Origin of the sequence: Streptomyces lincolnensis (assembly GCF_001685355.1) — a bacterium.
GTDB classification, from domain to species: domain Bacteria; phylum Actinomycetota; class Actinomycetes; order Streptomycetales; family Streptomycetaceae; genus Streptomyces; species Streptomyces lincolnensis.
This window is the reverse complement of record NZ_CP016438.1, coordinates 3,061,557-3,086,995: the sequence shown is the minus strand read 5'-3', so window position 1 is coordinate 3,086,995 and position 25,439 is coordinate 3,061,557. Positions and strand designations below refer to the sequence as shown.

At 71.9% G+C, this 25,439-nt stretch carries 22 protein-coding genes and 1 pseudogene; 10 read left to right on the top strand and 13 right to left on the bottom strand.

The window, feature by feature from the left end:
• The 4 genes from efeB to SLINC_RS13645 form a co-directional block, all read right to left on the bottom strand.
• Complete coding sequence (gene efeB, locus SLINC_RS13660) at positions 1-1,269, bottom strand: iron uptake transporter deferrochelatase/peroxidase subunit (RefSeq protein WP_067431490.1); 1,269 nt, start codon at positions 1,267-1,269, stop codon at positions 1-3.
• Between the two features lie 10 nt (positions 1,270-1,279).
• A complete protein-coding gene (gene efeO / locus SLINC_RS13655) occupies positions 1,280-2,431 on the bottom strand; it encodes an iron uptake system protein EfeO (protein WP_067431487.1) in 1,152 nt (383 codons plus the stop codon).
• A 140-nt stretch (positions 2,432-2,571) separates the two neighbouring features.
• The gene (locus tag SLINC_RS13650) at positions 2,572-3,393 is read right to left on the bottom strand and encodes a heme ABC transporter ATP-binding protein (protein ID WP_067431484.1); all 822 of its coding nucleotides are present in this window, start codon (positions 3,391-3,393) and stop codon (positions 2,572-2,574) included.
• 497 nt (positions 3,394-3,890) lie between these two features.
• Positions 3,891-4,979: a FecCD family ABC transporter permease gene (locus SLINC_RS13645; protein WP_067431481.1), complete on the bottom strand. Its 1,089-nt coding sequence runs from the start codon at positions 4,977-4,979 to the stop codon at positions 3,891-3,893.
• A 105-nt stretch (positions 4,980-5,084) separates the two neighbouring features.
• Here SLINC_RS13645 and SLINC_RS13640 point away from each other — a divergent pair, with 105 nt between their 5' ends.
• Positions 5,085-5,729, top strand: coding sequence for a PhzF family phenazine biosynthesis protein (locus tag SLINC_RS13640; RefSeq protein WP_067431477.1), 645 nt, complete (start codon positions 5,085-5,087; stop codon positions 5,727-5,729).
• Positions 5,730-5,735: 6 nt separating this feature from the next.
• On the opposite strand, the gene SLINC_RS13635 is transcribed toward SLINC_RS13640, so the two are convergent.
• The gene (locus tag SLINC_RS13635; protein WP_067431474.1) at positions 5,736-6,383 is read right to left on the bottom strand and encodes a biliverdin-producing heme oxygenase; all 648 of its coding nucleotides are present in this window, start codon (positions 6,381-6,383) and stop codon (positions 5,736-5,738) included.
• Positions 6,384-6,533: 150 nt separating this feature from the next.
• Entirely contained in the window at positions 6,534-7,391 is an 858-nt protein-coding gene (gene map / locus SLINC_RS13630; protein WP_067431471.1) for a type I methionyl aminopeptidase, read from the bottom strand.
• Positions 7,392-7,449: 58 nt separating this feature from the next.
• On the opposite strand from map, the gene SLINC_RS13625 reads away from it, so the two are divergent.
• Positions 7,450-7,680, top strand: a complete 231-nt coding sequence (locus SLINC_RS13625) for a hypothetical protein (RefSeq protein ID WP_067431467.1) — start codon at positions 7,450-7,452, stop codon at positions 7,678-7,680.
• Between the two features lie 8 nt (positions 7,681-7,688).
• On the opposite strand, the gene SLINC_RS13620 is transcribed toward SLINC_RS13625, so the two are convergent.
• Both SLINC_RS13620 and SLINC_RS13615 read right to left on the bottom strand, forming a co-directional pair.
• On the bottom strand, positions 7,689-8,996 hold the full coding sequence (locus SLINC_RS13620) for an MFS transporter (protein WP_067431464.1): 1,308 nt from the start codon (positions 8,994-8,996) through the stop codon (positions 7,689-7,691).
• A 266-nt stretch (positions 8,997-9,262) separates the two neighbouring features.
• Positions 9,263-9,865 (bottom strand): hypothetical protein, encoded by a 603-nt coding sequence (locus SLINC_RS13615; RefSeq protein WP_067431461.1) that lies wholly within the window; start codon positions 9,863-9,865, stop codon positions 9,263-9,265.
• A gap of 135 nt (positions 9,866-10,000) precedes the next feature.
• Here SLINC_RS13615 and npdG point away from each other — a divergent pair, with 135 nt between their 5' ends.
• Both npdG and SLINC_RS13605 read left to right on the top strand, forming a co-directional pair.
• The gene (gene npdG, locus SLINC_RS13610; protein ID WP_067431458.1) at positions 10,001-10,726 is read left to right on the top strand and encodes an NADPH-dependent F420 reductase; all 726 of its coding nucleotides are present in this window, start codon (positions 10,001-10,003) and stop codon (positions 10,724-10,726) included.
• Positions 10,727-10,782: 56 nt separating this feature from the next.
• The gene (locus SLINC_RS13605) at positions 10,783-10,962 is read left to right on the top strand and encodes a hypothetical protein (RefSeq protein ID WP_067431454.1); all 180 of its coding nucleotides are present in this window, start codon (positions 10,783-10,785) and stop codon (positions 10,960-10,962) included.
• Here SLINC_RS13605 and SLINC_RS13600 read toward each other — a convergent pair.
• Positions 10,952-11,752, bottom strand: a complete 801-nt coding sequence (locus tag SLINC_RS13600) for a site-2 protease family protein (protein ID WP_067431451.1) — start codon at positions 11,750-11,752, stop codon at positions 10,952-10,954. The genes SLINC_RS13605 and SLINC_RS13600 overlap by 11 nt on opposite strands.
• A gap of 128 nt (positions 11,753-11,880) precedes the next feature.
• On the opposite strand from SLINC_RS13600, the gene SLINC_RS13595 reads away from it, so the two are divergent.
• Together SLINC_RS13595 and SLINC_RS13590 are read left to right on the top strand one after the other, a co-directional pair.
• Positions 11,881-12,570, top strand: a complete 690-nt coding sequence (locus tag SLINC_RS13595; protein ID WP_067431448.1) for a DUF6578 domain-containing protein — start codon at positions 11,881-11,883, stop codon at positions 12,568-12,570.
• A 315-nt stretch (positions 12,571-12,885) separates the two neighbouring features.
• The gene (locus SLINC_RS13590) at positions 12,886-16,215 is read left to right on the top strand and encodes an AfsR/SARP family transcriptional regulator (RefSeq protein ID WP_067431445.1); all 3,330 of its coding nucleotides are present in this window, start codon (positions 12,886-12,888) and stop codon (positions 16,213-16,215) included.
• Positions 16,216-16,239: 24 nt separating this feature from the next.
• Here the strand turns inward: SLINC_RS13590 and SLINC_RS13585 are convergent, their stop codons facing one another.
• The 3 genes from SLINC_RS13585 to panB form a co-directional block, all read right to left on the bottom strand.
• Positions 16,240-17,070, bottom strand: a complete 831-nt coding sequence (locus SLINC_RS13585; RefSeq protein ID WP_067431442.1) for an ABC transporter permease — start codon at positions 17,068-17,070, stop codon at positions 16,240-16,242.
• Positions 17,067-18,092: an ATP-binding cassette domain-containing protein gene (locus tag SLINC_RS13580; RefSeq protein WP_067431439.1), complete on the bottom strand. Its 1,026-nt coding sequence runs from the start codon at positions 18,090-18,092 to the stop codon at positions 17,067-17,069. Before SLINC_RS13580 ends, SLINC_RS13585 begins: the two co-directional genes overlap by 4 nt.
• Positions 18,093-18,409: 317 nt before the next feature.
• On the bottom strand, positions 18,410-19,285 hold the full coding sequence (panB, locus tag SLINC_RS13575) for a 3-methyl-2-oxobutanoate hydroxymethyltransferase (RefSeq protein ID WP_067431436.1): 876 nt from the start codon (positions 19,283-19,285) through the stop codon (positions 18,410-18,412).
• 243 nt (positions 19,286-19,528) lie between these two features.
• Here panB and SLINC_RS13570 point away from each other — a divergent pair, with 243 nt between their 5' ends.
• The 4 genes and pseudogenes from SLINC_RS13570 to SLINC_RS13555 all read left to right on the top strand — a co-directional run bounded on the left by SLINC_RS13570 (position 19,529) and on the right by SLINC_RS13555 (position 24,443).
• Positions 19,529-21,115 (top strand): MFS transporter, encoded by a 1,587-nt coding sequence (locus tag SLINC_RS13570; protein ID WP_079164518.1) that lies wholly within the window; start codon positions 19,529-19,531, stop codon positions 21,113-21,115.
• A 67-nt stretch (positions 21,116-21,182) separates the two neighbouring features.
• Complete coding sequence (locus SLINC_RS13565) at positions 21,183-21,860, top strand: TetR/AcrR family transcriptional regulator (protein ID WP_067431430.1); 678 nt, start codon at positions 21,183-21,185, stop codon at positions 21,858-21,860.
• A gap of 276 nt (positions 21,861-22,136) precedes the next feature.
• Positions 22,137-23,117 (top strand): endonuclease/exonuclease/phosphatase family protein, encoded by a 981-nt coding sequence (locus tag SLINC_RS13560; protein ID WP_375141526.1) that lies wholly within the window; start codon positions 22,137-22,139, stop codon positions 23,115-23,117.
• 102 nt (positions 23,118-23,219) lie between these two features.
• A pseudogene (locus SLINC_RS13555) lies at positions 23,220-24,443 on the top strand (MFS transporter).
• Positions 24,444-24,758: 315 nt separating this feature from the next.
• Here the strand turns inward: SLINC_RS13555 and SLINC_RS13550 are convergent.
• Entirely contained in the window at positions 24,759-25,376 is a 618-nt protein-coding gene (locus SLINC_RS13550) for a TOPRIM nucleotidyl transferase/hydrolase domain-containing protein (protein ID WP_067431424.1), read from the bottom strand.
• Positions 25,377-25,439: the final 63 nt, after the last annotated feature.

The window sequence follows — 25,439 nt, the reverse complement described above, 5'->3', positions numbered from 1 at the left end:
CTACGCCTCCCCGGAGAACAGCGTGCTGCCCCACCAGTCGTCCTGGTCGCGGACCCCGGGCGGGACCGCGAACACCGCCGAACCCACGTGCTGGATGTACTCGTTGAGCGAGTCCAGGGCCAGGTTGCGCTGGATCCGGATGAAGCCCTCGCGTACGTCCCTCTGGTACGCCAGGAAGAACAGGCCCGCGTCCAGCCGGCCGAGGCCGTCCGTGCCGTCGGTGAAGGAGTAGCCGCGGCGCAGGATCGTCGCCCCGTGGTTGGACTCGGGGTGCGCGAGCCGGACGTGCGCGTCGGGCAGCATCGCCTTCAGGAACGGCTCGTCGCGCTCCTTCGCCTTGCCGACGGGCGCTCCCTCGCCCTTGTCCCGGCCGAAGATGTCCTCCTGCTCCTGGAGCGAGGTGCGGTCCCAGGTCTCGATGTGCATACGGATGCGGCGGGCGACGAGATAGGACCCGCCGGTCATCCAGCCGGGCCCGTCCTTCTCGTCCACCCACACGAACTTCTTCAGCCGGCCGGTCTCGGTGCCCGCGATGTTGCGGGTGCCGTCCTTGAAGCCCATCAGGTTGCGCGGGGTCTGGGCGTCGGGCGTCGTCGAGGAGGTCTTGCCGAAGCCGAGCTGCGACCACTTGATGACGACCTTGCCGAAGCCGATCCGGGCCAGGTTGCGGATCGCGTGCACGGCGACCTGCGGGTCGTCCGCACAGGCCTGGACGCACAGGTCGCCGCCGCTGCGGTTCCTGTCGAGGTTGTCACCGGCGAACTGGGGGAGATCGACGAGGGCCTCGGGCCGCCGGTCCGCCAGGTCGAACTTCTCGAACAGCGACGGCCCGAAGCCGATCGTCAGCGTCAGCCGCGACGGCTTCAGACCCAGCGCCTCGCCCGTGTCGTCCGGCGGCGCCTCGGCCAGCCCGCCGTAGGCGCCCTCGCCGACCGCCGCACCGGCGGTCATCCTCCGCGCGGCCAACGTCCAGTCCTTCAGCATCCGCACGAACGCGGCACGGTCGTCCGTCGTCACGTCGAACGCGGCGAAGTGCAGCCTGTCCTGCACGGGCGTGGCGATACCCGCCTGATGGGCGCCGTGGAAGTCGACCGCGGCGCCCGCCTCGGCGGCCGTCGGGGCGATGTCGTCGCCGGTGCGGGTCATCGCGACCGCGCCCCCGGCCGCGGCGGCACCGAGCGCGAGCCCGGCACCGCCCCAGCCGATCAGCGCGCGGCGCGAGGGAGTCGATTCCGGCTCCGATGGCGATTCGGATTGCGATTCCGTCATGGCCCCTGCCTCAGGAGGACTTCGTCGCCACGGCGGCGGCGAGCTTGGACAGCGGCTCCGCGAGCGCGTTGACCCCGTCCGACAGCTCCTTGCGCTCGGCGTCGCCGACCTTGTCGTAGGACGTGAAGTCGTACGACGTCTTGTCCGCGCGGTACTTGTCCAGCAGTGCGTTAAGCGCCGCGAACTGCTTGTCCAGCTCGGCGACCAGGGCCGGGTCGTTCTCCTTGGCCACCGGCTTCAGGAGCTCGTACGACTCCTCGGCGCCCTCGACGTTGGCCTTGAAGTCGACGAGGTCGGTGTGCGAGTAGCGCTCCTCCTCGCCGGTGACCTTGCCGGTGGCGACCTCGTCGAGGAGTTCCTTGGCGCCGTTGGCCATCGAGGTCGGGGTGATCTCGGCCTTGCCGACCCGCTTCTGCCAGTCCTTGAGGTCGGTGATCAGCTGGTCGGCGAGGGTCTTGTCCTCGGCGGTGATCTTCTTGTCCTGCCAGAGGGACTTCTCCAGCCGGTGCCAGCCGGTCCACTTCTGGCCCGCCTCCAGGCCGTCCGCGCGGACGTCGACCTTCGGGTCGATGTCACCGAAGGACTCGGCGACCGGCTCGGTGCGCTCCCAGCCGATACGGGAAGGGGCGTAGGCCTTCTTCGCGGCCTCGATGTCGCCGTCCTTGACCGCGTCGGCGAACACCTGCGTCTTCGGCAGCGTCTCGTCGGCCTGCTGCTGCGCGTACTTGCGGTAGGCGGCCACGGCCGCGTCCAGACGCGGGTCGCGCTTGGCGACCGTGCCGCCGCCGGTGGCCTTGACGGCCTGGCGTATGCCGTCGCCCTTCATGCCCGGCTTGCACGCGATCGTGTAGTCGCCGGCCTTCACCTCGGCGGTGACCTTCTGCTTGGTGCCGGGGCCGATGTTCTCGCGCTCGGTGACGATCCGGTCGTCGGGGAACAGGATGTAGACCTCGGTGACCTTGGAGCCCTTGTTCTCGATCGCCAGTTCGACGTGCCCGGCCGGGAACTCCTTCTTGGAGACCTCGCACTTGCTGTCCGTGGCCGTCACGTCGATCACCCGGTCGCCGCTCCCGCCGCTGCTCTTCTCGGTGCAGCCCGTCAGTGCGGTCAGGGCCGCCACCGCTGCGGTGGCGGTGATGGCGGTGAGTCTTGAGGGGCGCACTTCGGTCTCCTGGTACTGGCTGAAAAGCCGCGTGACGGCTATCACGCGGCGGGGCAAGGCTGGCCTAACTTATCTGAGGCTTACCTGAGTCATACCTGTACATGTCTCAAAAGCGACACCAAGAGACGGTCAAAGGACATTCAAAGGTTCCGCTCGGGGGTCACCAGCAGGGCTCCCGTCCGCGGATGCGGCAGCACCTCCACGGGCTGGTCGTAGACCTCCGTGAGAAGCCGCCCCGAGAACACCTCCTGCGGCGGTCCGTCCGCCGCCACCCGGCCCGCGTGCAGGATCGCCACGCGATGCGCGTACGCCGCCGCGAGGCCCAGATCGTGCAGCACGACCACCACCGCGTCGCCGGCCCGTGCCCGCTCCCGGCACACCCGCAGCACCAGCTCCTGATGCTTGAGGTCCAGTGCCGCGGTCGGCTCGTCCAGCAGCAGCAGCGGGGCGCGCTGCGCCAGTACCCGGGCCAGGGCGACCCGTGCCCGCTCGCCGCCACTGAGCGCGGAGAACGGCCGCGCGGCGAACCGGGTCACCTCGGTCGCCGCCATCGCCTCCGCCACGGCTCGGTCGTCGTCGTCCGGGTTCACCGCGACCCAGGGGGCGCGGCCCATCCGCACCACCTCTTCCACCGCGAAGGGGAACGACAGCGTGGCCGACTGCGGCAACACGGCCCGCCGCAGGGCGAGTTCGGGCGTGGACCACTCTGCGGCGGGTCTGCCGAGGATACGAACCGTTCCGCCGGCGGGCGGGAGATCCGCCGCGAGCGCGCCGAGAAGCGTCGACTTTCCGGCCCCGTTCGGCCCGACCAGCGCGAGCACCTCGCCGGCGCGGGCCGTGACGTCGACGCCTTGCAGCACCTCACGGCCGCCGAGCCGGAGCCACAGCCCCTCGGCTTCGGCGAGGACGTCTCCGGGTGTGGAGGGGGGTGGGGGTGTGGGGCGGGGGCGGAGCAGTCTCATGATGCGGGTCCTTGGGTTGAATGCCTCGCGGCGCGTTGTGCGGGTCCGGTGGGGGTGGATGTAGCGCCCAGGGTCGCGTTGTGGGTCGGGGCCGGGGCGGGGGGTGTCCGTCCTCGGTCCGGCGGTGCTGTCGGGCCTGGAGGTGCTGCGTGTTGGACGCCGGACGCTGCGGGCGGACACCCCCCGCCCCGTCCCCTTACCGCGGTGGGCGGCTGAGACGCCCACCGCCCGGGGGCACCTCATGCCCAACGGCGACTTCCGCTTTCCAGGGGCGCGGGGAACTGCGCGACCAGCCACAACGAACCCGCACCCGCCATACGACCGAACAAGGCACCCCAAACGGCGAAACCCGCACGACCAACCAACGGCAACCGCACCCACCCCAGGGGCGCGGGGAACTGCGCGACCAGCCACAACAAACCCGCACCCGCCATACGACCGAACAAGGCACCCCAGAAGGCGAAACCCGCACAGCCCACCCGCAGACGACACGAGCGCTAGGCCCACCCCCCTTGCCGTCGCCGTGTCCTCCGCAGGAGCCAGAAGAAGAACGGGCTGCCGAGAAGCGCCGTAAGGACACCGAGCGGCAACTCCGCGGGCGCGGCGACGGTCCGGGCCGCAAGATCCGCCGCGAGCAACACCACCGCTCCGCCCAGCGCGCTGCCGGGGATGAGGAAGCGATGGCCGGGCCCCGCGACCATGCGCAGGAGGTGGGGGACGACGAGGCCGACGAAACCGATGACGCCGGAGACGCTCACCGCCGCGGCTGTCAGGAGGGCGACGACGAACATCAGCAGGATGCGGAGCCGCTCGACGTCGACGCCGAGGTGGCGGGCGGGGCGGTCGCCGAGGGCGAGGAGGTCGAGGCGGCGGGCGTACAGGGGCGCGACGAGGAGTCCGAGTGTCGCGCAGGGCAGCACGGCGAGCACCTTCGGCCAGGTGGACTGGGCGAGGGAGCCCAGCTGCCAGAAGGTGATCTGGTTCACCGCGGCGGTGTCGGCGAGGAAGATGAAGAGGCCGATGAGCGCGCCGGCGAAGGCGTTCACGGCGATGCCCATGAGGATCAGGGTCACGACCTCGGTACGGCCGGCGGAACGGGACATCGCGTACACCAGCAGGACCGTGCCGAGGCCGGCGACGAAGGCCATCGCCGGGAGGGTCCACGTGCCGAGGAAGGACAGGCCGAGCGAGATCGAGGCGACCGCCCCGACCGCCGCGCCCAGCGAGACGCCGATGGTGCTCGGCTCGGCGAGCGGGTTGCCGAACACGCCCTGCATCAGCGCGCCCGCGCAGCCAAGTGAGGCGCCGATGAGCAGGGCGAGGACGATGCGGGGGAAGCGGACGTTCCACAGCACCGACTCGGCGACCCGGTCCAACTCCGTGCCGCCCAGGCCGATCCGGTGCTGCACGGAGGCGAGCACGTCCCCGACCGGCACCGGATATGCGCCGATCCCGGCCGCGACCGGCACGAGCACCAGCAGCGCCACGAGCAGCCCCGCGGTCAACAGCCAGGTGGCGCTGTGCCGTCCGCGCGGCGGTGCCTCGGCGGCCGGCGCGTCGTGCGCGGCCTTCTCCAGTACGGTCATGCCGCAGCCGTTCCTCTCCACGCGGTCCGGCCCACACGGCCGATGGTTGGTTAGGTTAGCCTTACCTCGCGCGCCTCGCTGTCCCCGCGATGCTTCAATGCCCCCGTGACTGACTACGACGTGCTCCGTGTCTTCTGCGGAGCGAATGGCGGGTACGGCAACGAACTCGGGGTCGTCCGGGAGGGCTCCGTCATGCCGGACCCGGAGGAGCGCCAGGTGTTCGCGGGGAAGCTGGGGTTCAGCGAGACCGTGTTCGTGGACGATCCCGAGCGCGGTGTGATCGACATCTACACGCCGACGCTCCGGCTGCCGTTCGCGGGGCATCCGTGTGTCGGGACCGCGTGGTTGCTGGACGTGCCCGAACTGGTCACGCCCGCCGGTGTGGTGGGGACCCGGCTGGACGGCGAGTTCAGCTGGATCGAGGCGCGGGCCGAGTGGGCGCCGCCGCGGACGCTGCGGCAGTACGCCACCGCGGCCGAGGTCGACGACCTGCCCGTGCCGCCGCCCGGGGAGTGGATCTACGCCTGGGCTTGGGAGGACGAGGCCGCCGGCCGTGTGCGGGCTCGCGCCTTTCCCGGCCGGGGCGACGGCATCGAGGAGGACGAGGCGACCGGCGCGGCCGCCATCCTGCTGACCGACCGACTGGGCCGCGCCCTCAACATCACGCAGGGCGCCGGCTCCCAGATCCTCACCGCCCCGCAACCGGGAGGCTGGGTGGAGGTCGGCGGCCGCGTCCTCCTCGAACGCTGACGAGCGTCAGGCGCTGAGCCGGAACTCCTCGCCCAGCGCCATGAAGACGGCCGTATTGAGGGTGAACGCCTTCTTGCACTCCGCCACGACCCGCTGCTTCTCCAGATCGTCCGCGCGCACCGCGTCCAGCAGCTCGCGGTACCCCCGCTTGAAGGCCGCGGGGTTGCCGATCTCCTCGAAGACGTAGAAGCGGACGCCGTCGCCCTTCTTCTCGAAGCCCCAGGTCTTCTCCGCCTTGTCGCGGATGATCTGGCCGCCGGAGAGGTCCCCGAGATAGCGCGTGTAGTGGTGGGCGACGTAACCGCCCGGCCACCGCTCGGCGCACTCGCGCACCCGGTCCGCGTACGCCCGGGTCGCCGGCAGCGCGGACAGCCCCGCCCGCCAGTCGGCACCCCGCAGATGCGTCAGGTCGCGCTCCAGCGCGCTCAGCCGGAACAGCTCCGGCTGGATGAACGGCCCGGCCACCGGATCCGACGCCAGCCGCTCGGCCCCCGTCTCCAGCGCCTCGTAGACGAACCACAGCTGCTCGGTGTAGCGCGCGTACGCGTCGACGCCGAGCCGTCCCCCGAGCAGATCGCTCATGAACGTCGAGGTCTCCGCTTCCACGTGCTGCTCGTGGGAGGCGGTGCGGATGACTGTCGAGAAGGAGTCCATGGCCCAGATTTTCTATGGTTAGGCTTGCCTAAGTCAATGCTTTGTCGACTCTCTGTCGGTAACTTATCCGACAGCCTGTCGGTAAAAACCTACCGGAGCGGCAAAAGGCCCGCCCTCCGAGGAGAGCGGGCCATGAGAGAGGTGTGCGGACTACGGCAGCGTGAGGATCTCCGCCCCCGACTCCGTCACCACCAGCGTGTGCTCGAACTGGGCCGTGCGCCTGCGGTCCTTCGTCACGACCGTCCAGCCGTCGTCCCACATGTCGTACTCGTGGGTGCCGAGCGTCAGCATCGGCTCGATCGTGAAGGTCATCCCGGGCTGGATGACGGTCGTCGCGTGCGGGCTGTCGTAGTGCGGGACGATCAGGCCGGAGTGGAAGGACGAGTTGATGCCGTGGCCGGTGAAGTCGCGGACCACGCCGTAGCCGAACCGCTTCGCGTACGACTCGATGACCCGCCCGATGATGTTGATCTGCCGGCCGGGCCTGACCGCTTTGATCGCGCGGCTGAGCGACTCCCGCGTCCGCTCGACCAGCAGCCGGCTCTCCTCGTCCACGTCCCCGACCAGGTAGGTCGCGTTGTTGTCGCCGTGCACCCCGCCGATGTACGCGGTCACGTCGAGGTTGACGATGTCCCCGTCCCGCAGCACGGTCGAGTCCGGGATGCCGTGGCAGATCACCTCGTTGACGGAGGAGCACAGCGACTTCGGGTACCCGCGGTAGCCGAGCGTCGAGGGGTAGGCGCCGTGGTCGCACATGTACTCGTGCGCCACCCTGTCCAGCTCGTCGGTGGTGACCCCCGGCGCGATCAGCTTCGCCGCCTCCGCCATCGCCCGCGCCGCGATCCGGCCGGCCACGCGCATCGCCTCGACCGTCTCGGGCGTCTGCACCTCCGGCCCGGTGTACGGCGTCGGCGCGGGCTTGCCGACGTACTCGGGCCGGCGGATGTTGCCGGGTACGGAACGGGTGGGAGACAGCTCCCCTGGTACGAGCAGCGACTGGCCAGACATGGCAGCGAGTCTAACCAGCGGGCATCGGGGAAGATGTCGGTGGCGAGAGGAGCTGGTCATGGCCCTGTTCAAGAAGCGCACGGTCGGCAAGCCGGGGGAGTGGTACTACTGCCTCCAGCACAAGAAGGTCGAGGAAGGTCCCGAGTGCCCGGCCAAGGACCGCTTCGGTCCGTACGCCACCCGCAAGGAGGCCGAGCACGCGATGCAGACGGCCCGTGAGCGCAACCTGGAGTGGGAGAACGACCCCAAGTGGCACGACGCCTCGGCCGGTGGCCGCGACGACGAGTGACGGGTGGGTCAGGTGCCCGTGGGTGCCTCCGCCTCGCGCTGTTCGCGCAGCCGTACCGCGTGCTCGTTGGTCCGCACGTCGTACGTCATCAGCTTCGGCAGGCACAGGGCCAGCAGCCCCACCGCGCCCACGCACAGCAGACCGCCCGACCAGACCGACGTACGCACGCCCCACCACGTGGCGAAACCGCCCGAGCGGACCTGGCCGACGGTCGGCCCGACCGAGTACGACAGCAGCTCGATCCCGGCGAGCCGGCCGCGCAGCTCGTCCGGGATCGTCTGGTTCCACATGGCCGCGCGGAAGACCCCGCTGACCATGTCGGCGCCGCCGGCCACGGTCAGGAACAGCAGCACCAGCCACACATCGCCCGCGAGCCCGGCGGCCGCGATCGCCAGCCCCCACAGCGCGGCCGACAGCACCACCAGCCGCCCGTGCCGGTGGATCCGCGAGGTCCAGCCGCTCGTCACACTCACCAGCAGCGCGCCCAGCGGGACCGACGCGTACATCAGGCCCAGTGACCACTCGGCGTCCAACTCGTCCGCGAGGAACGGCAGTACGGCGAGCGGCATCGCCAGGAACATCGCGGCGAGGTCGACGGCGTAGGTGCCGAGGAGTTCCTTGCGGCTCCACGCGTACCGCGCGCCCTCGGCGATGGCCTTCAGGGACGGCTTCACCGCCTCGTGGGAGGCGGGGGAGGCCGCGATGCGCAGGACGAGGACCACGGAGACGACGAAGGTCAGCAGGTCGGCGCCGTACGCCCAGCCGAGCCCCGCGTAGGCGACCACCACACCGGCCAGCGCCGGGCCCGCGACCCCGCCGAGCGTCCAGCGGAAGGAGTTCAGGGCGGCGGCCGCCGGCAGCTGGTCGTGGGCCACGATCCTCGGCCAGAGGGAGTCGAGCGCGGGGCGCTGCACGGAGACCAGGGCGGAGGACAGGGCCGCGACGACGTACAGCGGCCAGACGGCGGGCGTCGGGAGCAGCGCGTTCAGCAGCAGGAACGCGGAGAGCAGACCCTGCCCCACCTCGGTCCACACGATCAGCTTCCGCTTGTCCCAGGCGTCCGCCAGCGCCCCGCCGTACAGCCCGAACACCACCAGCGGGATCAGCTCCACGGCCCCGATCGCGCCCACCGCCGCGGCCGACCCGGTCAGCTCCTTCAGCTGCACCGGCAGCGCGACGAAGGTGAGGAAACTGCCGAAGTTCGAGACCAGCCCCGCGAACCACAGCCGCCGGAAGTCCCGCGACGCCCGCCACGGGGCGAGATCGGGGAGGAGGGCCCGTAGGCCGGACGGCGGTTCGGGGGTCGCATCGGTCACGACGTGCCATGGTCCGGGGGAGGGCTTCCCACGGGCAACTGGTTTTCGGGGCGGGGTGTTTCGGGGTTCGGGGTTCGGGTGGGTGGGGCGTGCTGGGGGTGGGGGTGCGGGTTTCGCCGTCTGGGGTGCCTTGTTCGGTCGTATGGCGGCCGCGGGTTCGTTGTGGCTGGTCGCGCCCACGCGGCGGAGCCGCACATCGATACAGCCCCGCGCCCCTTGGGTGGGTGCGGTTGCCGTTGCCGGGCGGCGGCTGTCCGGCCCGTGGGCTACCAGCGGGCCGGGGGAGGGGCCGTCAGGGCCTCTGCCAGTTGGGAGAGGCGGTCTCGGAGGCGGCGGCGGCCTCGGGGGGTGGGGACCGGGTTTTCGCCGGCCGCCGCGCTCACCAGGTGTTGCACGGTGTCCAGGTCGAGTTCCGCCCCGTCCGGTACGGCCAGGGACTCGTGGGCCATCGCCGTGAGCTCGCCGGTGTCGCCGCCGAGGGCCAGGACCGTCGCCCCGGCCCGGCGGGCGTCGTGCACCCGCTCCAGCAGGGGGGCGTCCGGCCCCTCGGGCGACACCACCAGCAGGGTTTCACCCCGCCGGGCCGCGGTCAGGCGGCCGGGGCCGACCGCCAGGTGGGCCGGGTCCGAGGGGCGCGCGTCATGGCGTACGAGGGTCGGCGCCAGCTCCGGGGTGCCCGACCAGGCGGCCTCGTCGACCAGGTGGGCCGCCAGATGCCACGGCTCGTACTCCGGTGTGCCGACGAGCAGCAGCCCGCCGCCGTGCGACACCACCGACCCCCTGAGCGCGCCCGCGAACCGGCGGGTCTCCCCCAACCACTCGGTCCCGGCGAGCACTTCACGCAGCAGCGCTACCCGTACGGCGTCCATGGGCCCGCATCCTGCCGCAACCGGCTCCCCCGGGCCCGCTGTTCGCCCCGAATTCGCCCGACCCGGGCACACCGGTGCCGTGGCGCGGCCTCACCTGGACGAAGGGGCGGGGAGCGGCGGACGTACAGTCGGGCCATGACCTCTACCGACAGTGCACAGCAGCCCACCGAGACCCCCGCGAAGGCCCCCGCCAAGGACCCCTGGGACCTCCCCGACGTCTCCGGGCTCGTGGTCGGCGTGCTCGGGGGCACCGGCCCGCAGGGCAAGGGCCTCGCCTACCGGCTGGCCAAGGCCGGCCAGAAGGTGATCATCGGCTCGCGGGCCGCCGACCGCGCGCAGGCCGCCGCCGACGAGCTCGGCCACGGCGTCGAGGGCGCCGACAACGCCGAGACCGCCCGTCGCAGCGACATCGTGATCGTCGCCGTGCCCTGGGACGGCCACGGCAAGACGCTGGAGTCCCTGCGCGCGGAACTGGCCGGCAAGCTCGTCGTCGACTGCGTCAACCCGCTCGGCTTCGACAAGAAGGGCGCCTACGCGCTCAAGCCCGAGGAGGGCAGCGCCGCCGAGCAGGCCGCCGCCCTGCTGCCCGACTCCCGGGTCACCGCCGCCTTCCACCACCTGTCCGCCGTGCTGCTCCAGGACCCGGAGGTCGACGAGATCGACACCGATGTGATGGTCCTCGGCGAGGTACGGGCGGACGTCGAGATCGTGCAGGCACTGGCCGGCCGCATCCCCGGCATGCGCGGTGTCTTCGCCGGGCGGCTGCGCAACGCCCACCAGGTGGAGGCGCTGGTCGCCAATCTGATCTCGGTCAACCGCCGGTACAAGGCGCACGCCGGGCTCCGTGTCACGGACGTCTGAGTCCATGGGGGACACTGGACGGCATCAGCGGTGTCCCCCGACAGGAGCTCCACGCCATGCCCCGCCTCGCCCTCTACGCCCTTCTCGTCTGCGTCCTCGCCGTGGCCGCGGCGGTCGTCTCCTTCGCCAAGGGCAGCTTCCTGGGGATCGTGTGGGTCCTGCTCGCCGGGCTGTCGTCCAACATGTGCTGGTACTACCTGAAGCGCGAGAAGCTCCGGAAGTCCGTCACGGGCTGATCTGGCAGTACTGGTTCGACTCCTGCCAGAAGCGGTACAGATCCTGACCGCAGTACGTCTCGACGTCCGTGATCCCCAGTCCGCCCAGGACCGAGTCGATCACGTCGAAGAACGCGGTGTTGACCGCCGGCAGCCACAGCAGTGCGAACACGAAGAGCAGGCCGAACGGCGCGAACGGCTCCACCTGGCGCCTGATGTTGTACGACAGCCAGGGCTCGATGACGCCGTAGCCGTCCAGCCCGGGCACCGGCAGGAAGTTCAGGATCGCGGCCGTGACCTGGAGCAGCGCGAGGAAGGCCAGCGCGAACCGGAAGTCCCGCGGTACGCCGTCCAGCGCGTCCAGCCAGAACGGGGCCGTGCAGACGAGCGCGAACAGGACGTTCGTCAGCGGGCCCGCCGCCGAGATCAGGCTGTGCCGCCAGCGGCCCCGGATGCGGTTCCGCTCGATGAAGACGGCGCCGCCGGGCAGACCGATACCGCCCATGATCACGAAGATGACCGGCAGCACGATGCTCAGCAGGGCGTGGGTGTACTTCAGCGGGTTGAGGGTGAGGTAGCCCTTCGAACCGATCGAGATGTCACCGCTGTGCAGGGCGGTGCGCGCGTGCGCGTACTCGTGCAGGCAGAGCGAGACGATCCACGCCGCCGTCACGAACAGGAACACGGCGACGCCGGGCTGCTCGGCGAACCCGGTCCAGGTGGCCCAGCCGGTCACCGCGGTGACGGCGAGGATCCCGACGAAGACCGGGCTGATCCTCCGGTCGCTGTGGCGGGTGGTCGCGGTGGTCATGGGGCTCCCTGGACAGTCGTGCACACGGTGGGACGGGCGGACGGGACGGGGGTGGGACTGCCCGACCGTACCGGGCGTACGGGGAAAACGTCTCGCGGGTGGCCGTGGGTTCCGTGGAAGGTGGGGGCATGGGGCTTTGGCATGTGTTCTACGCGGACTGGCAGATGGAGTGCTGCGGTACGCCGTTCTCGGTGGGCGACGAGGTGGGCTGGCCGCTGCTGCTGTGCGACGCCGACGACGTGCTCGGCGGCGGCTGGCACGACCAGCTGACCGAGATCGTCGGAGCGGTGGAGGACGTGCGCGGGAAGGACGGTGCCGTGCGGGTGGTGCGCGAGGAGACGGGCCTCGTGGTGGCCCTGCACGCCCACCCGGTCCACATGATCGCCCCGGACGACCTCGGTGGCGGGCGGCCGGGGGACCGGATCCGCTCGGTCGGTCTCCTCGCCGTCGAGACCCACGGCAGCGTCGAACTGCCCGAGGTCCGGGGCCGGGTGCGTGCCGTCCAGGTGCTGACCCAGGGCTTCGCGGAACCCGCGCCCGGCGCGGACCTGCTGGTCCCGGTGCCGGGGGAGCGGTGGCTCAAGGCCGTCGACGCGTGCCCCCGGTGGTTCGGCGGCGCCGCCCGCCGCTCCGCCGCCGGCGTGATCGTCACCCTGGAGGTCCCGGGCACGGACTCCGCCCTCTCCCACGCCGTCCGCGCGGCCAGTGGCCTCCCCGACGACGCGCCTCCCGGCACCGAGAGCGAAGGCCTTCCCGGGGACGCCCTGGCAGCGCTCCTGGAGACGCTGAGCACGGTCCGGAAGCCGCGGGTGCCATGAGGGGGCCGGGGGCGGCGGCGACATGCGCTCCTGGGCCCCCGGCTCCCGGCCTCCGGGCTTCCGGCCTCCGGGCTTCCGGCTCCCGGTCCCCCGGCTTCCGGGTCTCCCGGCCTCCCGGCTTCGGGCTCCCGACCTCCGGTTTCCGGGCCTCCCGGCCGGCGGAGGTGCGGCCCTCGCCGACCGTCTGCCAGTCCTCCGCCCCCTCGTCCCCCGTTCCCTTCCGCCGTGACGGCACCCCGCCACCACCCCCTGGACCGGCCTCGTTCCCGCCGCACCGGCGGAACTCCGTGACCGGCCCGGACACCTCCGGAGACAATGGATCCCGTGCGCTATCGCATTCTCGGCACCACCCAGGCAGTTCGGCCCGACGGGACACCCCTCCCGGTCGGTGGGGCGCGGCTGCGTGCTCTGCTGACCGTGCTCGCGCTACGGGCGGGCCGTACCGTACCCGTGAACCTGCTGGTCGACGAGGTGTGGGACAACGACCCGCCCGCCGACGCGCCCGGTGCGCTCCAGGCGCTGGTGGGCCGTCTGAGAAGGACGCTCGGCGCGGACGCGATCGCGTCGGCGGAGGGCGGTTACCGGCTCACCGCAGCGCCCGACGACATCGACCTGCACCGCTTCGAGCGGCTGGTCGACGAGGGCACGCGCGCGCTGGCCGACGGCGACCCCGCCAAGGCGGCCGTCGTCCTCGACGACGCCCTCGCCCTGTGGCGCGCCCCGGCCCTCGCCGACCTTCCGGACCGGACCGCGGAGGCGGCCCGCCGCGACACCCGGCACCTGGACGCCCTGCGCGCCCGCCACACCGCCGCCCTCGCCCTCGGTGACGCCGAACAGGCCCTGCCCGAACTCACCGCGCTGTGCGACACCCACCCGCTGGACGAACCCCTCCAGGCCCTGCGCCTGCGCGCCCTGCGCGACGCCGGCCGCGCGGCGGAGGCACTGGCCGCCTACGAGGACGTACGACGCCTCCTCGCGGACCGGCTCGGCGCGGACCCCGGACCGGAACTGAGGGACCTGCACGGGGAGTTGCTCCGGCCGGGGACCGGCCCCGAGCGCACCCGGCCCGCCCGGCCCACCGCGGTCGCGGACCCCGCCGGGAGAGCCGGCGCCCTCGACGGGGGCGCCCCCGCTTTACCGCCCCGCGGCAACCTCCGGGCCCGGCTCACCTCCTTCGTCGGCCGGGAGTCCGACATCGAGGTCATCCGGGGCGACCTCGCGGCGGCCCGGCTCGTCACGCTGCTCGGACCCGGCGGGGCCGGGAAGACCCGGCTGTCGCAGGAGGCCGCGGAGACCGTGCGGGACACGGCACGGGACGGCGTGTGGCTGGCCGAACTCGCGCCCGTGGACGACCCCGAGGCCGTACCGGAAGCCGTGCTCACCGCGGTCGGGGCCCGCGAGACCGTGCTGTACGGCGCCGGCGCCGAGGCGATGCGCGCCGCGGGCGAGCGCCACGACGACCCCGTCGAGCGCCTCGCCGAGCACTGCGGCAGGCGGCGCATGCTGCTGATCCTGGACAACTGCGAGCACGTCGTGGACGCCGCCGCCCGGCTCGTGGAGGAGCTGCTGGAGCGCTGCCCAGGCCTGACGGTGCTCGCCACCAGCCGCGAACCCCTCGGCGTGCCGGGGGAGTTGCTGCGTCCCGTGGAGCCGCTGCCCGAGCCGGTCGCGCTGCGGCTGCTGGCCGACCGGGGTGCCGCGGCCCGGCCCGGATTCCGCGTCGAGGACGACCCCGAGGCGTGCGCCGAGATCTGCCGGCGCCTCGACGGACTGCCGCTCGCCATCGAGCTCGCGGCCGCCCGTCTGCGCATGCTGACGCCCCGTCAGATCGCCGAGCGGCTCGACAACCGCTTGAGCCTGCTCACCTCCGGCAGCCGCACCGTCCTGCCCCGCCAGCAGACCCTGCGGGCCGTCGTGGACTGGTCCTGGGAACTGCTGGACGACGGTGAACGGGACGTGCTGCGGCGGCTGTCCGTCTTCGCGGGCGGCTGCGACCTGCCCGCCGCCGAGGCCGTCTGCGGGCCCGCCGCGCTGGAGGCGCTCGGCTCGCTCGTCGACAAGTCCCTCGTGGTGGCGGCCCCTTCGGGCGACGGCGACATGCGCTACCGGCTCCTGGAGACCGTCGCCGAGTACGCGGGCGAACGCCTCGACGAGACCGGGAAGCGTGCCGGGGCCGAGCGCGCGCACCTGACGTACTTCCGTGAACTGGCCCGTGTCACCGAGCCGTTGCTGCGCGGCTCCGCCCAGTTCGACGCCATCGGGCTGCTGGAGCGCGAGTACGAGAACCTGCGCACCGCCCTGCGTCACGCCGTCGCCGACCGGGACGAGCAGGAGGGGCTGTGCCTGGTGCTGTCGCTGTCCTGGTACTGGCAGATGCGCGACCTGCGCATGGAGGCCCGCCACTGGTCCCGCGAGGTGCAGGCCCTCGGCCCCGACCCGTTCGCCGAGCCAGTCCGCCGCGCCGAACCGGTGTGGCAGCGCTGCACGGACACCCCGCCCCCGTGGACCGGCGAGGTCCTCGCGGAGGCCCGCCGGGGTGTCCACCTCGTCCATCTCGCCTGCATGGACACCGAGTTGGAGACCTGGCAGACCTCGTCGGCACAGGCGAAACTGCGCGCCATCACGGAGACCTACGAGCCGGGTCTGCCGCAGACCTGCCGTACCCCCGGCATGCTCTGGTTCTACGCCCTCATGCTCACCGGGAACATGGAGCGGCTGCGTGACGTCGTCACCGCGACCGTGGAGACCAGCCGCAACACGCCCGGCTACGACTGGGAGCTCGGCGCGGCCCTCCAGATGCGCGCCAACATCTCCGCCCAACGCCCCGACTGGGCGTACGACGCCCCCCGCGACGCCGACGAGTCGTTGCGGATCTTCGAGCGCCTCGGCGACCTGTGGGGAGCGGCGGAGGCCCTCGCCGCCCGCAGTGAGGCCCATGAACGCAAGGGCGAGTGGGAGGCGGCGGTCGTCACCTACCAGGCCGCGATCGACTACGCCGAACGGCTCGGCGCCCACGCCCAGGTGGCCGTGCATCGCGCCCGGATGGGCAGCGCGCTGATCGAGACCGGGCAGCGGGAGCGCGGCGAGAACCTGCTGCGCGAGGTGATCGCCGACCAGAGCGGCGCGCGCAACGACGCGATGCCCGCCGCCCGGCTGTTCCTCGCCGGTCATCTCGGGATGACCGGCCGTGTCCCCGAGGCACGTGAGCAACTGCGCCTGCTGCGCGAGGAGTTCAGCATCGCGTACTTCGTCCTCTTCGACGCCTTCATCCTCGGCTCGGAGGGCTGGCTGGAAGCCGTCGACGGCCGTTACGAGGAGTCCCTGGACCTGACCCGCCGGGCGCTGGAGCAGGCCGCGGACCCGCTGGCCCAGGCCATCGCCCCCTATATGCGCACCATGTACCTGTACACCGCCGGCCTCGCCCTCGCCGCCGTCGAGGACGGCCGCCGCGCCGATGACGGCGCCCGCTGTCTCGGAGCCGCGGACGCGCTGCTGCCGTCCGCCCATGTGCCGTCGTTCATCGAGCGCGACGCGCGCGACAGGGCCGTGCGGGCCCTGCGCGCCGCGCTCGGCGACGACGCCTACGAGTCGGCGTACGCGCAGGGCGGCGGCCTCTCCCCCGAGGAGGCCACCGCCCTGCTGTGACGCGCGCACCGGGGTGCACCCGCGTCAGTTCTTGGTACGGAACTTGTGGATCGCGACCGGCGCCATCACCGCCGTGATCGCCACCGACCAGCCGATGGTCACCCACAGGTCGTGCGCGACCGGGCCGCCCACCATCAGTCCGCGGGCCGCGTCGGCGAGCGTGGACAGCGGGTTGTAGTCGGTGAAGTGCTGGAGCCAGCTCGGCATGGAGTCGGTCGGCGCGAAGATCGACGAGCCGAACTGGAGCGGGAACAGCACCAGGAAGCCCATCGCCTGCACGGACTGCGCGTTCTTCAGGATCACACCCAGGGTGAGGAACACCCACATGATCGACGAGGCGAACAGCGCGGACAGGCCCACGGCCGCGAACAGACCGGTCCAGCTGGTGATCTCGAAGCCGACCAGCACGGAGACGATCATCAGCACGGTGGTCGCGAACAGCATCCGCGCCACCTCCACCGTGATCTTCGCGAACAGCACCGAGCCACGGCCGATCGGCAGCGACCGGAAGCGGTCCATCACACCGCTGTTGAAGTCCTGGCTGAAGCCCGTGCCGACGCCCTGGGACATCGTCATGCTCATCATCGCCAGCATGCCGGGGATCACGTACTGGACGTAGGCGTCCTGACCGCCGCCGAGGGCCTGGCCGATCGAGCCGCCGAAGACGTACACGAACAGCAGCGTGAACACGATCGGCATCAGCAGCGCGTCGAACATCGACTCGGGGTCCTGCCGGATCCACAGCAGGTTGCGGCGGATCAGGGCGCCGGTGTGGCGCAGATGGCCGCGCAGCGGGATACGGGCGTCCGCGTCGAGCGAGGCCGCGGGGGCGGTGGTGGCGGTTGCGGCGCTCATACGGCGACCTCCTGGCGGTCGTCGGTGGGCACGGTGTCCTGCGGGGCACTGGCGCGGTGGCCGGTGAGGGACAGGAACACCTCGTCCAGGCTGGGCAGTTCGGTGGTGATCGAGGAGAGCGTGATGCCGCGCGCGGTGACCGCGCCGACCACGGCCGTCAGCTGCTCGTCGCTGAGGATCGGCACGAGGACGTCCCCGCGGTCGGCGTCCACGGTCGTGGTGGCGAGCCCGGTGATCCCCAGCTCGTCCAGCGCGTGGGCGAGGGGGCGCAGGTGCAGCGGATCCGCCGGGCGGACCCGCAGGGCGCGGCCGCCGACCTTCGCCTTCAGCTCTTCGATGGCGCCGCCCGCGATGACCTGGCCGCGGTCGACGACCGTCAGCTCGGAGGCGAGCTGTTCGGCCTCCTCCATGTACTGGGTGGTGAGCAGCACGGTGACTCCCTCACCGACCATCCGCTTGACCTCGTCCCACACCTCGTTGCGGGTGCGCGGGTCCAGGCCCGTGGTCGGCTCGTCCAGGAACAGCACCGTCGGGCGGCCGATCATCGACGCGGCCAGGTCCAGCCGGCGCCGCATGCCACCCGAGTACGTCGCCGCGGGGCGCTTGGCCGCGTCCGTGAGCGAGAAGCGCTCCAGCAGCTCGTCCGCCCTCGCGCGGGCCTCCTTGCGGGGGAGGTCCAGCAGCCGGCCGATCATGTACAGGTTCTCCCAGCCGGGGAGCTTCTCGTCCACCGACGCGTACTGGCCGGTGAGGCCGATCACCCTCCGCAGCTGCCTGGGCTGTCGTACGGCGTCGTAGCCGGCCACGGTGGCCCGGCCCGCGTCGGGGGCGAGCAGCGTGGACAGGATCCTCACCAGGGTCGTCTTCCCGGCGCCGTTCGGGCCGAGCACCCCCATCACCGTGCCCTCACGCACGTCCAGGTCCACGCCGTCCAGCGCCTTGGTCTCGCCGTAGTGCTTGACCAGCCCCCGCACGGAGACGGCGGGCCGGCCGTCGTTGGGGTTCTTGTCGATTCGCGTCATGCCGACGACGGTGCCAGCCCCCACCGACAAACCACCGACAGGTCGCCTACAGGCGCGAACCGAGGTGTTCTCGCCCCCGCCGCCCCTACCCGTCCCATCCTTCTGGGGCTCGGCCCCAGACCCCGCTCCTCAAACGCCGGAGGGGCTGGATTTTTCAGCCCGTCCGGCGCTTGAGGACGAGGCCCCTTCAGGGCCGATCGGGGGGGGCTGGGGGCGGCAGCCCCCAGGGATGGGACGGGTAGGGGCGGCGGGGGCGAGAAAAAACGGCAGCCCGCCGACGGGGGAAGATCGGCGGGCTGCCTCTGTGCCGCGATGGCTCAGTGGACGGAGTGCTCGTCCAAGGGGAACGTTCCGCCGACGACGTCCTCCGCAAACGCCTTCGCCGCGTCGCCCATGACCTCACGCAGATTCGCGTACTGCTTGACGAACTTGGGGACGCGACCACCGGTCAGACCGAGCATGTCGGTCCAGACCAGAACCTGCGCGTCGGTCTCGGAACCGGCGCCGATCCCGACCGTCGGGATGTGCAGCACGCGCGTGACCTCGGCCGCGAGCTCCGCGGGAACGAGCTCCAGCACGACAGCGAACGCACCCGCGTCCTGCACGGCCTTCGCGTCCCGCAGCAACTGCGCCGCCGCCTCCTCGCCCCGCCCCTGGACGCGGTAGCCCATGGAGTTGACGGACTGCGGGGTGAGACCGATGTGGGCCATGACGGGGATCCCGGACTCCACCAGCAGCTCGATCTGCCGGTGCGAGCGCTCGCCGCCCTCCAGCTTGACGGCCCCGACGCCGGCCTCCTTCACCAGCCGGGTCGCCGACCGCAGCGCCTGGACGGGACCTTCCTGGTAGGACCCGAAGGGGAGGTCGCCGACGATGAGGGCGCGAGAGGTGCCGCGTACGACGGCGGCGGAGAGCATGGTCATCTCGTCGAGGGTGACGGGCACGGTGGTCTCGTACCCGAGATGGCAGTTGCCCGCCGAGTCCCCGACGAGCATGACCGGGATCCCGGCCTCGTCGAAGACGGACGCGGTCATCGCGTCGTAGGCGGTGAGCATGGGCCACTTCTCGCCGCGCTCCTTGGCGAGGGCGATGTCGCGCACGGTGATACGGCGTGTGCCCTTGCCCCCGTACAGCGTCTTGCCGCTGTCGGAGGGCCCCGTCTGCGCGGTCCGGGCAGCCGAAAGCTGCGTCATTGCAACGGCTCCTTCAGTCATCTCGAGGCGCCCTGACGGCGTCCCCGGATCTCCTCCATGGTGGCACTTCGTGCCAGGGAGGGCCAGAGGAGGTCGGTGTGACCGTTCAGGCACCCAGGATCCGGGCACCCGTAGGCCCTCGTCTGCGTAAGCCGTATGCGTAAGCCCTCGCATACGTAAGACCTCGGTAAAAGAATACGATACGAGACGGTTCCGTATCGAAATTGTTCTAGCCTCGACCGCATGACTACCGCAGTCCCTGAGCCCCGGATACCGGAGGCGGTGCACCGGCGCCGCTGGGCGATCCTCGGCGTGCTGATGCTGAGCCTGTTGATCGTGGTGCTCGACAACTCGATCCTGAACGTCGCCATCAAGACGATCTCCACCCCCGCCCCGACGGGCCTGGGCGCCACCCAGGGCGAGCTGGAGTGGGCGATCAACTCCTACACCCTGGTCTTCGCGGGCCTGCTGTTCACGGCCGGCCTGCTCGGCGACCGGCTGGGCCGCAAGCGGGTCCTGCTGGGCGGCCTGGTCCTGTTCGGCATCGGCTCCGCACTGGCCGCCTCCTCCGGCTCGCCCGGTGAACTCATCACGTTCCGCGCGGTGATGGGCCTCGGCGCCGCCTTCGTCATGCCGGCCACCCTCGCCGTCCTGATGAACGTCTTCGAGCGCGAGGAGCAGCCCAAGGCCATCGGCATCTGGGCGGGCGGGGTGGGTCTCGCCATCGCCATCGGGCCGATCACCGGCGGCGTCCTGCTCGACCACTTCTGGTGGGGCTCGGTCTTCCTCATCAACGTGCCGATCGTGATCCTGGCGGTCGCGCTGATGCTGTGGCTGGTGCCCGACTCCCGCGACCCCAGCCCCGGCCGCCTCGACCCCGTCGGCGTCGTGCTGTCCGTCGTCGGCCTGGTCCTGCTGGTCTACGGCATCATCAAGGGCGGCCAGCTCGCCGACTTCACCGACGCCACCGTGCTCGCCACCATCGGCGCCGGTGTCGCCGTACTCGTCGGATTCGTGGTGTTCGAGGCGCGCAGCGACCACCCGTCCATCGATGTGACGTACTTCAAGAACAAGGTCTTCTCGGCCGCGATCGCCGCCATCGCGCTGGTCTTCTTCGCGCTGATGGGCGTGACCTTCTTCTCGGTCTTCTACACCCAGAGCGTGCGCGGCTACTCGCCGCTCCAGACCGGTCTGCTGATGCTGCCGCTTGCCGCCGCCCAGATGATCTTCGCGCCGCGGGCCCGGCTGCTCGTCGACCGGTTCGGCAACAAGGCCACCACCACGGCCGGCATGGTGATCATCGCCGCGACGCTGGCCGCGTTCGCCACCCTGGACGCGGACACCCCGATCTGGATCCTGGAGGTGGTGTTCTTCCTCATGGGCACCGGTATGGCGCACATCATGACGCCGACCAGCGTCGTCATCATGCAGGCCCTGCCCCGCGAGAAGGCCGGTTCCGCCTCCGCGCTCAGCAACACCTTCCGGCAGGTCGGCGGCGCCCTCGGGATCGCGATCCTCGGCTCGGTCCTGTCCACGGCCTACCGCAACGGCATCGACGACAGGCTCGGCCTCGTCCCGGCGGACCTGCGCCACACCGCCGGCGAGTCCATCGAGGCGACCCTCGGTGTCGCGGCGAAGCTCGGCCCGCGCGGCCAGGACCTGGTCGGTCCCGCCAACGACGCGTTCCTGCACGCGATGCACATCACCGCGCTGTGGGGAGCGGGCGTGGCCGTGCTCGGCGCGATCGTCGTCGCCCGGTATCTGCCGGGCAGGCCGCCGGCCCCTCAGGAGGGCGAGAAGGAGCCGGAGTTGGCGGCCGCGTCCGAGTGATGACCATGCCCGGGGGACAATCGGCCGAGGCCACGGAACCCCGGGCCGCAGAAGGGACGCAGCAGACGTGAGCAGCCTCGCCGACCCGCCCGCGACGGGCGGTCCGCCCAAACCGGAGGGCGCCGCCCGCGGCCGGCCCCGCAGCGAGGGGGTGGAACGCGCCGTCGTCGAAGGCGTGGTGAAGCTCCTGGAGGAGGGGGTGCCGCTCGCGGAGCTGTCCATCGAGCGCATCGCCCGTACCGCCGGAGTCGGCAAGGCCACCATCTACCGCCGCTGGAGCGGCAAGGAGGAGCTCTTCGTCGACGTCGTGCGCTCCGCCGAACCGCCGGACCCCGTCCTCCCCGGCACCTCGATGCGCGACGACCTCGTGGCCTCCCTCGAACAGCTGCGCGAGCGTGGAGTGCTGACCCGGACCTCCGCACTCCTGCACAACGTCCACGCCCAGATGAAGAGCAGCCCGAAGGTCTGGGCCGCGTACCACGCGAGCGTCGTCGAGCCGCGGCGCAGGCTCCAGATCGAGATCCTGCGCCGCGGACAGCGCGACGGCGAACTGCGCACCGACATCGACCTGGAGCTGATGATCGACATGGTCATCGGCCCCATGCTCCTGCGGACCGTCATGCGCCCCGACGCCGACCTGCCCGACGGGCTCGCCGAACGGATCGTCGACTCCGTCCTCGAAGGTCTGCGGCCCCCCGACGCGCCGGGCGTCAGCTCACCGCCCGTCAGTTCCCCGTCGCCGTAAGAGCCTCAACCTCATGTGCGCGTTTCGTCACAGCACGCGCTTTCCCCCTCCGCAATCGGAACTCGCCGCGCCGACTTGTGCGTCCTCGTCCAGGTACGGCCGTCCCGGGACGGCAGGATCGGCGCCGATCATCCCCTAGGGTCGTAGGGCACGAGGGGATAACGGTGTGCACGGCAGGCAGTGAGGCGACGCGGTATGGCGCAGCAGGCGTACATGACGGAGACGGACAACGGAGGCTCGGGGCCCGAGCGCCGGGGGAACCGGATTCGACGCCTGATGAACCGCGTGACGAGCCGCCTGGTGACCGGCTGGCGCGGCGATCCGCGGATCTGGCGGCGGGGCCTGGTCCTCACCGGCATCGCGGTCGTGGTCGCCCTGATCATGCTGCTGCACGCGCAGATCCCGAACGTCGTCGGCAACCTCGGCAGCCTCGTCGAGACCTTCCTGCCCTGGCTGGGCCTGGGCGTCCCGGTCCTGCTGCTGCTCGCGCTGTGGCGCAGGTCGGCGACCGCGCTGATCGCCGTCCTGCTTCCGGCGATCGTGTGGCTGAACCTCTTCGGCGGGCTCCTCAGCGACAAGGCGGGCACCGGCGGTGACCTCACCGTGGCCACGCACAACGTCAACGCCGACAACCCCGACCCCTCCGGCACCGCCCGTGACGTGGCCGCGTCCGGCGCCGACATCGTGGCCCTGGAGGAGCTGACCACCTCGGCGGTCCCGGTGTACGAGCGGGCGCTGGAGTCGACGTACCGGTACCACTCGGTGCAGGGCACCGTCGGGCTGTGGAGCAAGTACCCGATGGCCGGGGTCAGGACCGTCGACATCAAGCTCGGCTGGACGCGCGCCATGCGCGCCACGGTGACCACGCCCCGGGGGCCGGTCGCGGTGTACGTCGCCCATCTGCCGTCGGTGCGGGTGAAGCTGGAGGCCGGGTTCACGGCCCGGCAGCGCGACAAGAGCGCCGACGCGCTGGGCGAGGCGATCGCCGACGAGAAGGTGGCCAAGGTCGTCCTGCTCGGTGACCTGAACGGCACGATGAACGACCGCTCCCTCAACGCCGTCACCGCCCAGCTGCGCTCCACGCAGGGCGCGGTGGGCAGCGGCTTCGGGTTCAGCTGGCCGGCGTCGTTCCCGATGGCGCGCATCGACCAGATCCTGGTCCGGGGGATGGAGCCGGAGAGCTCCTGGACGCTGCCCGAGACCGGGAGCGACCACCTGCCGGTGGCCGCGCGTGTGAACCTCGCCACGGCATCGTGAGCTGACCAGCCGGAATAGCGGGCCCGGGGGACTTTGTTCCGTACTTGAACATACGCTTCAAGCACGGACCTCCGCACTCCCCGAAAGGCACAGGTTTTCTTCATGCCCCTGGCTCTGCTCGCTCTCGCCGTGGGCGCCTTCGGCATCGGTACCACCGAGTTCGTGATGATGGGCCTCCTGCCCGACGTCGCAGCCGACCTGAACATCTCGATCCCCGAGGCCGGTCACCTGGTCTCCGCGTACGCGCTGGGGGTGGTGATCGGCGCACCGCTGCTGGCCGCGGTCACCGCGCGCATGTCCCGCCGCAAGGTCCTGATCGGCCTGATGGTCCTCTTCGTCGCCGGCAACGTGCTGTCCGGCTTCGCCCCCGACTACCACTGGCTCCTGGCCGCCCGCTTCGTCAGCGGCCTGCCGCACGGTGCCTTCTTCGGCGTCGGCGCCGTCGTCGCCACCACGCTGTCCGCGCCGGAGCGCAAGGCCCGCTCCGTGTCGCTGATGTTCCTCGGCCTGACCGTCGCCAACGTCGCGGGCGTGCCCGTCGCCACGCTCATGGGGCAGCACATGGGCTGACGGGCCACCTTCGTCGGCGTCGGCGCGATCGGCCTGGCCGCGATCGCCGCGCTGGCCCTGCTGATCCCGCACGACCACGCGCACACGCCGAGCGTCGGCGTCCGCCGCGAACTGGCCGCGCTGACGTCCCTTCCGGTCTGGCTGGCCCTCGGCACGACGGTCGCCGGATTCGGCGCCCTCTTCGCCGCCTACAGCTACATCACGCCGATGCTCACCGACGCCGCCGGCTACGCCGACTCCAGCGTGACGCTGCTGCTGGCCCTGTTCGGCGTCGGCGCCACCGCCGGCAACCTCCTCGGCGGCCGCCTCGCCGACCACTCCCTGCGCGGCACCCTCTTCGGCGGCCTGATCTCCCTGGTGGCGGTGCTGGCCCTCTTCCCGCTGCTGATGTCCACGGCGTGGAGCGCGGCCCTGGGGGTCGTCCTCCTCGGCACGGCGGCCTTCGCGACCGGCTCCCCGCTCCAGCTGATGGTCATGGAGAAGGCGTCGGCGGCCCCGTCCCTGGCCTCCTCCGCCAATCAGGCCGCGTTCAACCTGGCCAACGCCGGCGGCGCCTGGATCGGCGGTCTCGCCATCGCCGCGGGCTTCGGCGTGACCTCCCCGGCCCTCGCGGGCGCGGGCCTCGCGGTCCTCGGCCTCGCGGTGGCCGGGACGGCGTACGCCGTGGACCGCCGCCGGGTGCCCGCACCCACGGCGAGCCGCGAACGCATTGTCGCCTCGCACGTTCCGCGGGACATGGAGGCGGTGCGGCACTGACCGCTGTCCAGGACGCGGGGCCGACGGTTCGTCACCGTCGGCCCCGCGTTCGTGTGTTGGGGGGCGGGCCGGCTCGCGGGTGGGTTGATCGCAGGCTCGGGACGGTCCGGAGACGGGGGTCGATCGCGGGCCCGGGGCGGTCGGAGGTGCGAGGCGATCGCGAGCTCGGGCCGGTGGGAGGTGCGGGGCCGGTTGCAGGCCCATGGTCGGCCGGCGATGCGGCCGGTCACAGGCGCCGGTCGATCACGGGCTCGGCCCGTCAGAGGCGCCGGTCGATCACCGGCTCGGGGGCGTCGTTCCAGAGGCCCCGGCCGGTCAGACGCTGGTGAGGAGGTCGTCGAGCGGGGCAGGCACCCGCTCCGGTTCGAGGGCCTCGACGAGCAGACGGCCGTAGCGGATCTTGCGGCCCTTCTTCGTGCCGAGGAAGCGCCGCAGCTGCTGATGGCGGGGCCGGCCGTGCTGGGCGGGCTGGCGCAGGAAGGTCTGCCAGGCGCGCAGGTCGCCCTCGTCCCGGACGATCTCCTCGACCCGTGCCGTGCCCAGCGCCCGGACGAGCTCGTCCTCCAGGTCCGCGACGCACACGAAGAAGTCCCGGTAGGGCGCCCCCGCCCGCTTCAGGCCCCGGTCGTAGAAGGGCTCCTCGCGTACGTCGCACAGTCCCGCCAGCCGCAGACCGAGCCCGGGCGGGCCGAGGAGCCCGGCGTAGCGGCCGATGTTCATCGCCCCGCCCATCGACAGGACGCCCACGCCCTCGGAGGCGAGATCCCGGCCCCGCCGTTCGGCCAGGGCCTCGACGGCCGCGAGGTCGCTCAGCCCTTCCAGCAGCACCGCCGTCCGCACCCCCAGCCGTACGGCCAGCTCCCCGGCCTCCGCACCGGAACCGCCGCCCGCCCAGCCACCGACCGCGTCCCGGAACGCCCGCATGTCCGCCATGGGGCGAGTCTGTGCCATCCCGGACGGCACGGCACGGAATTTTCCACGGCGTCGTCTACGGCT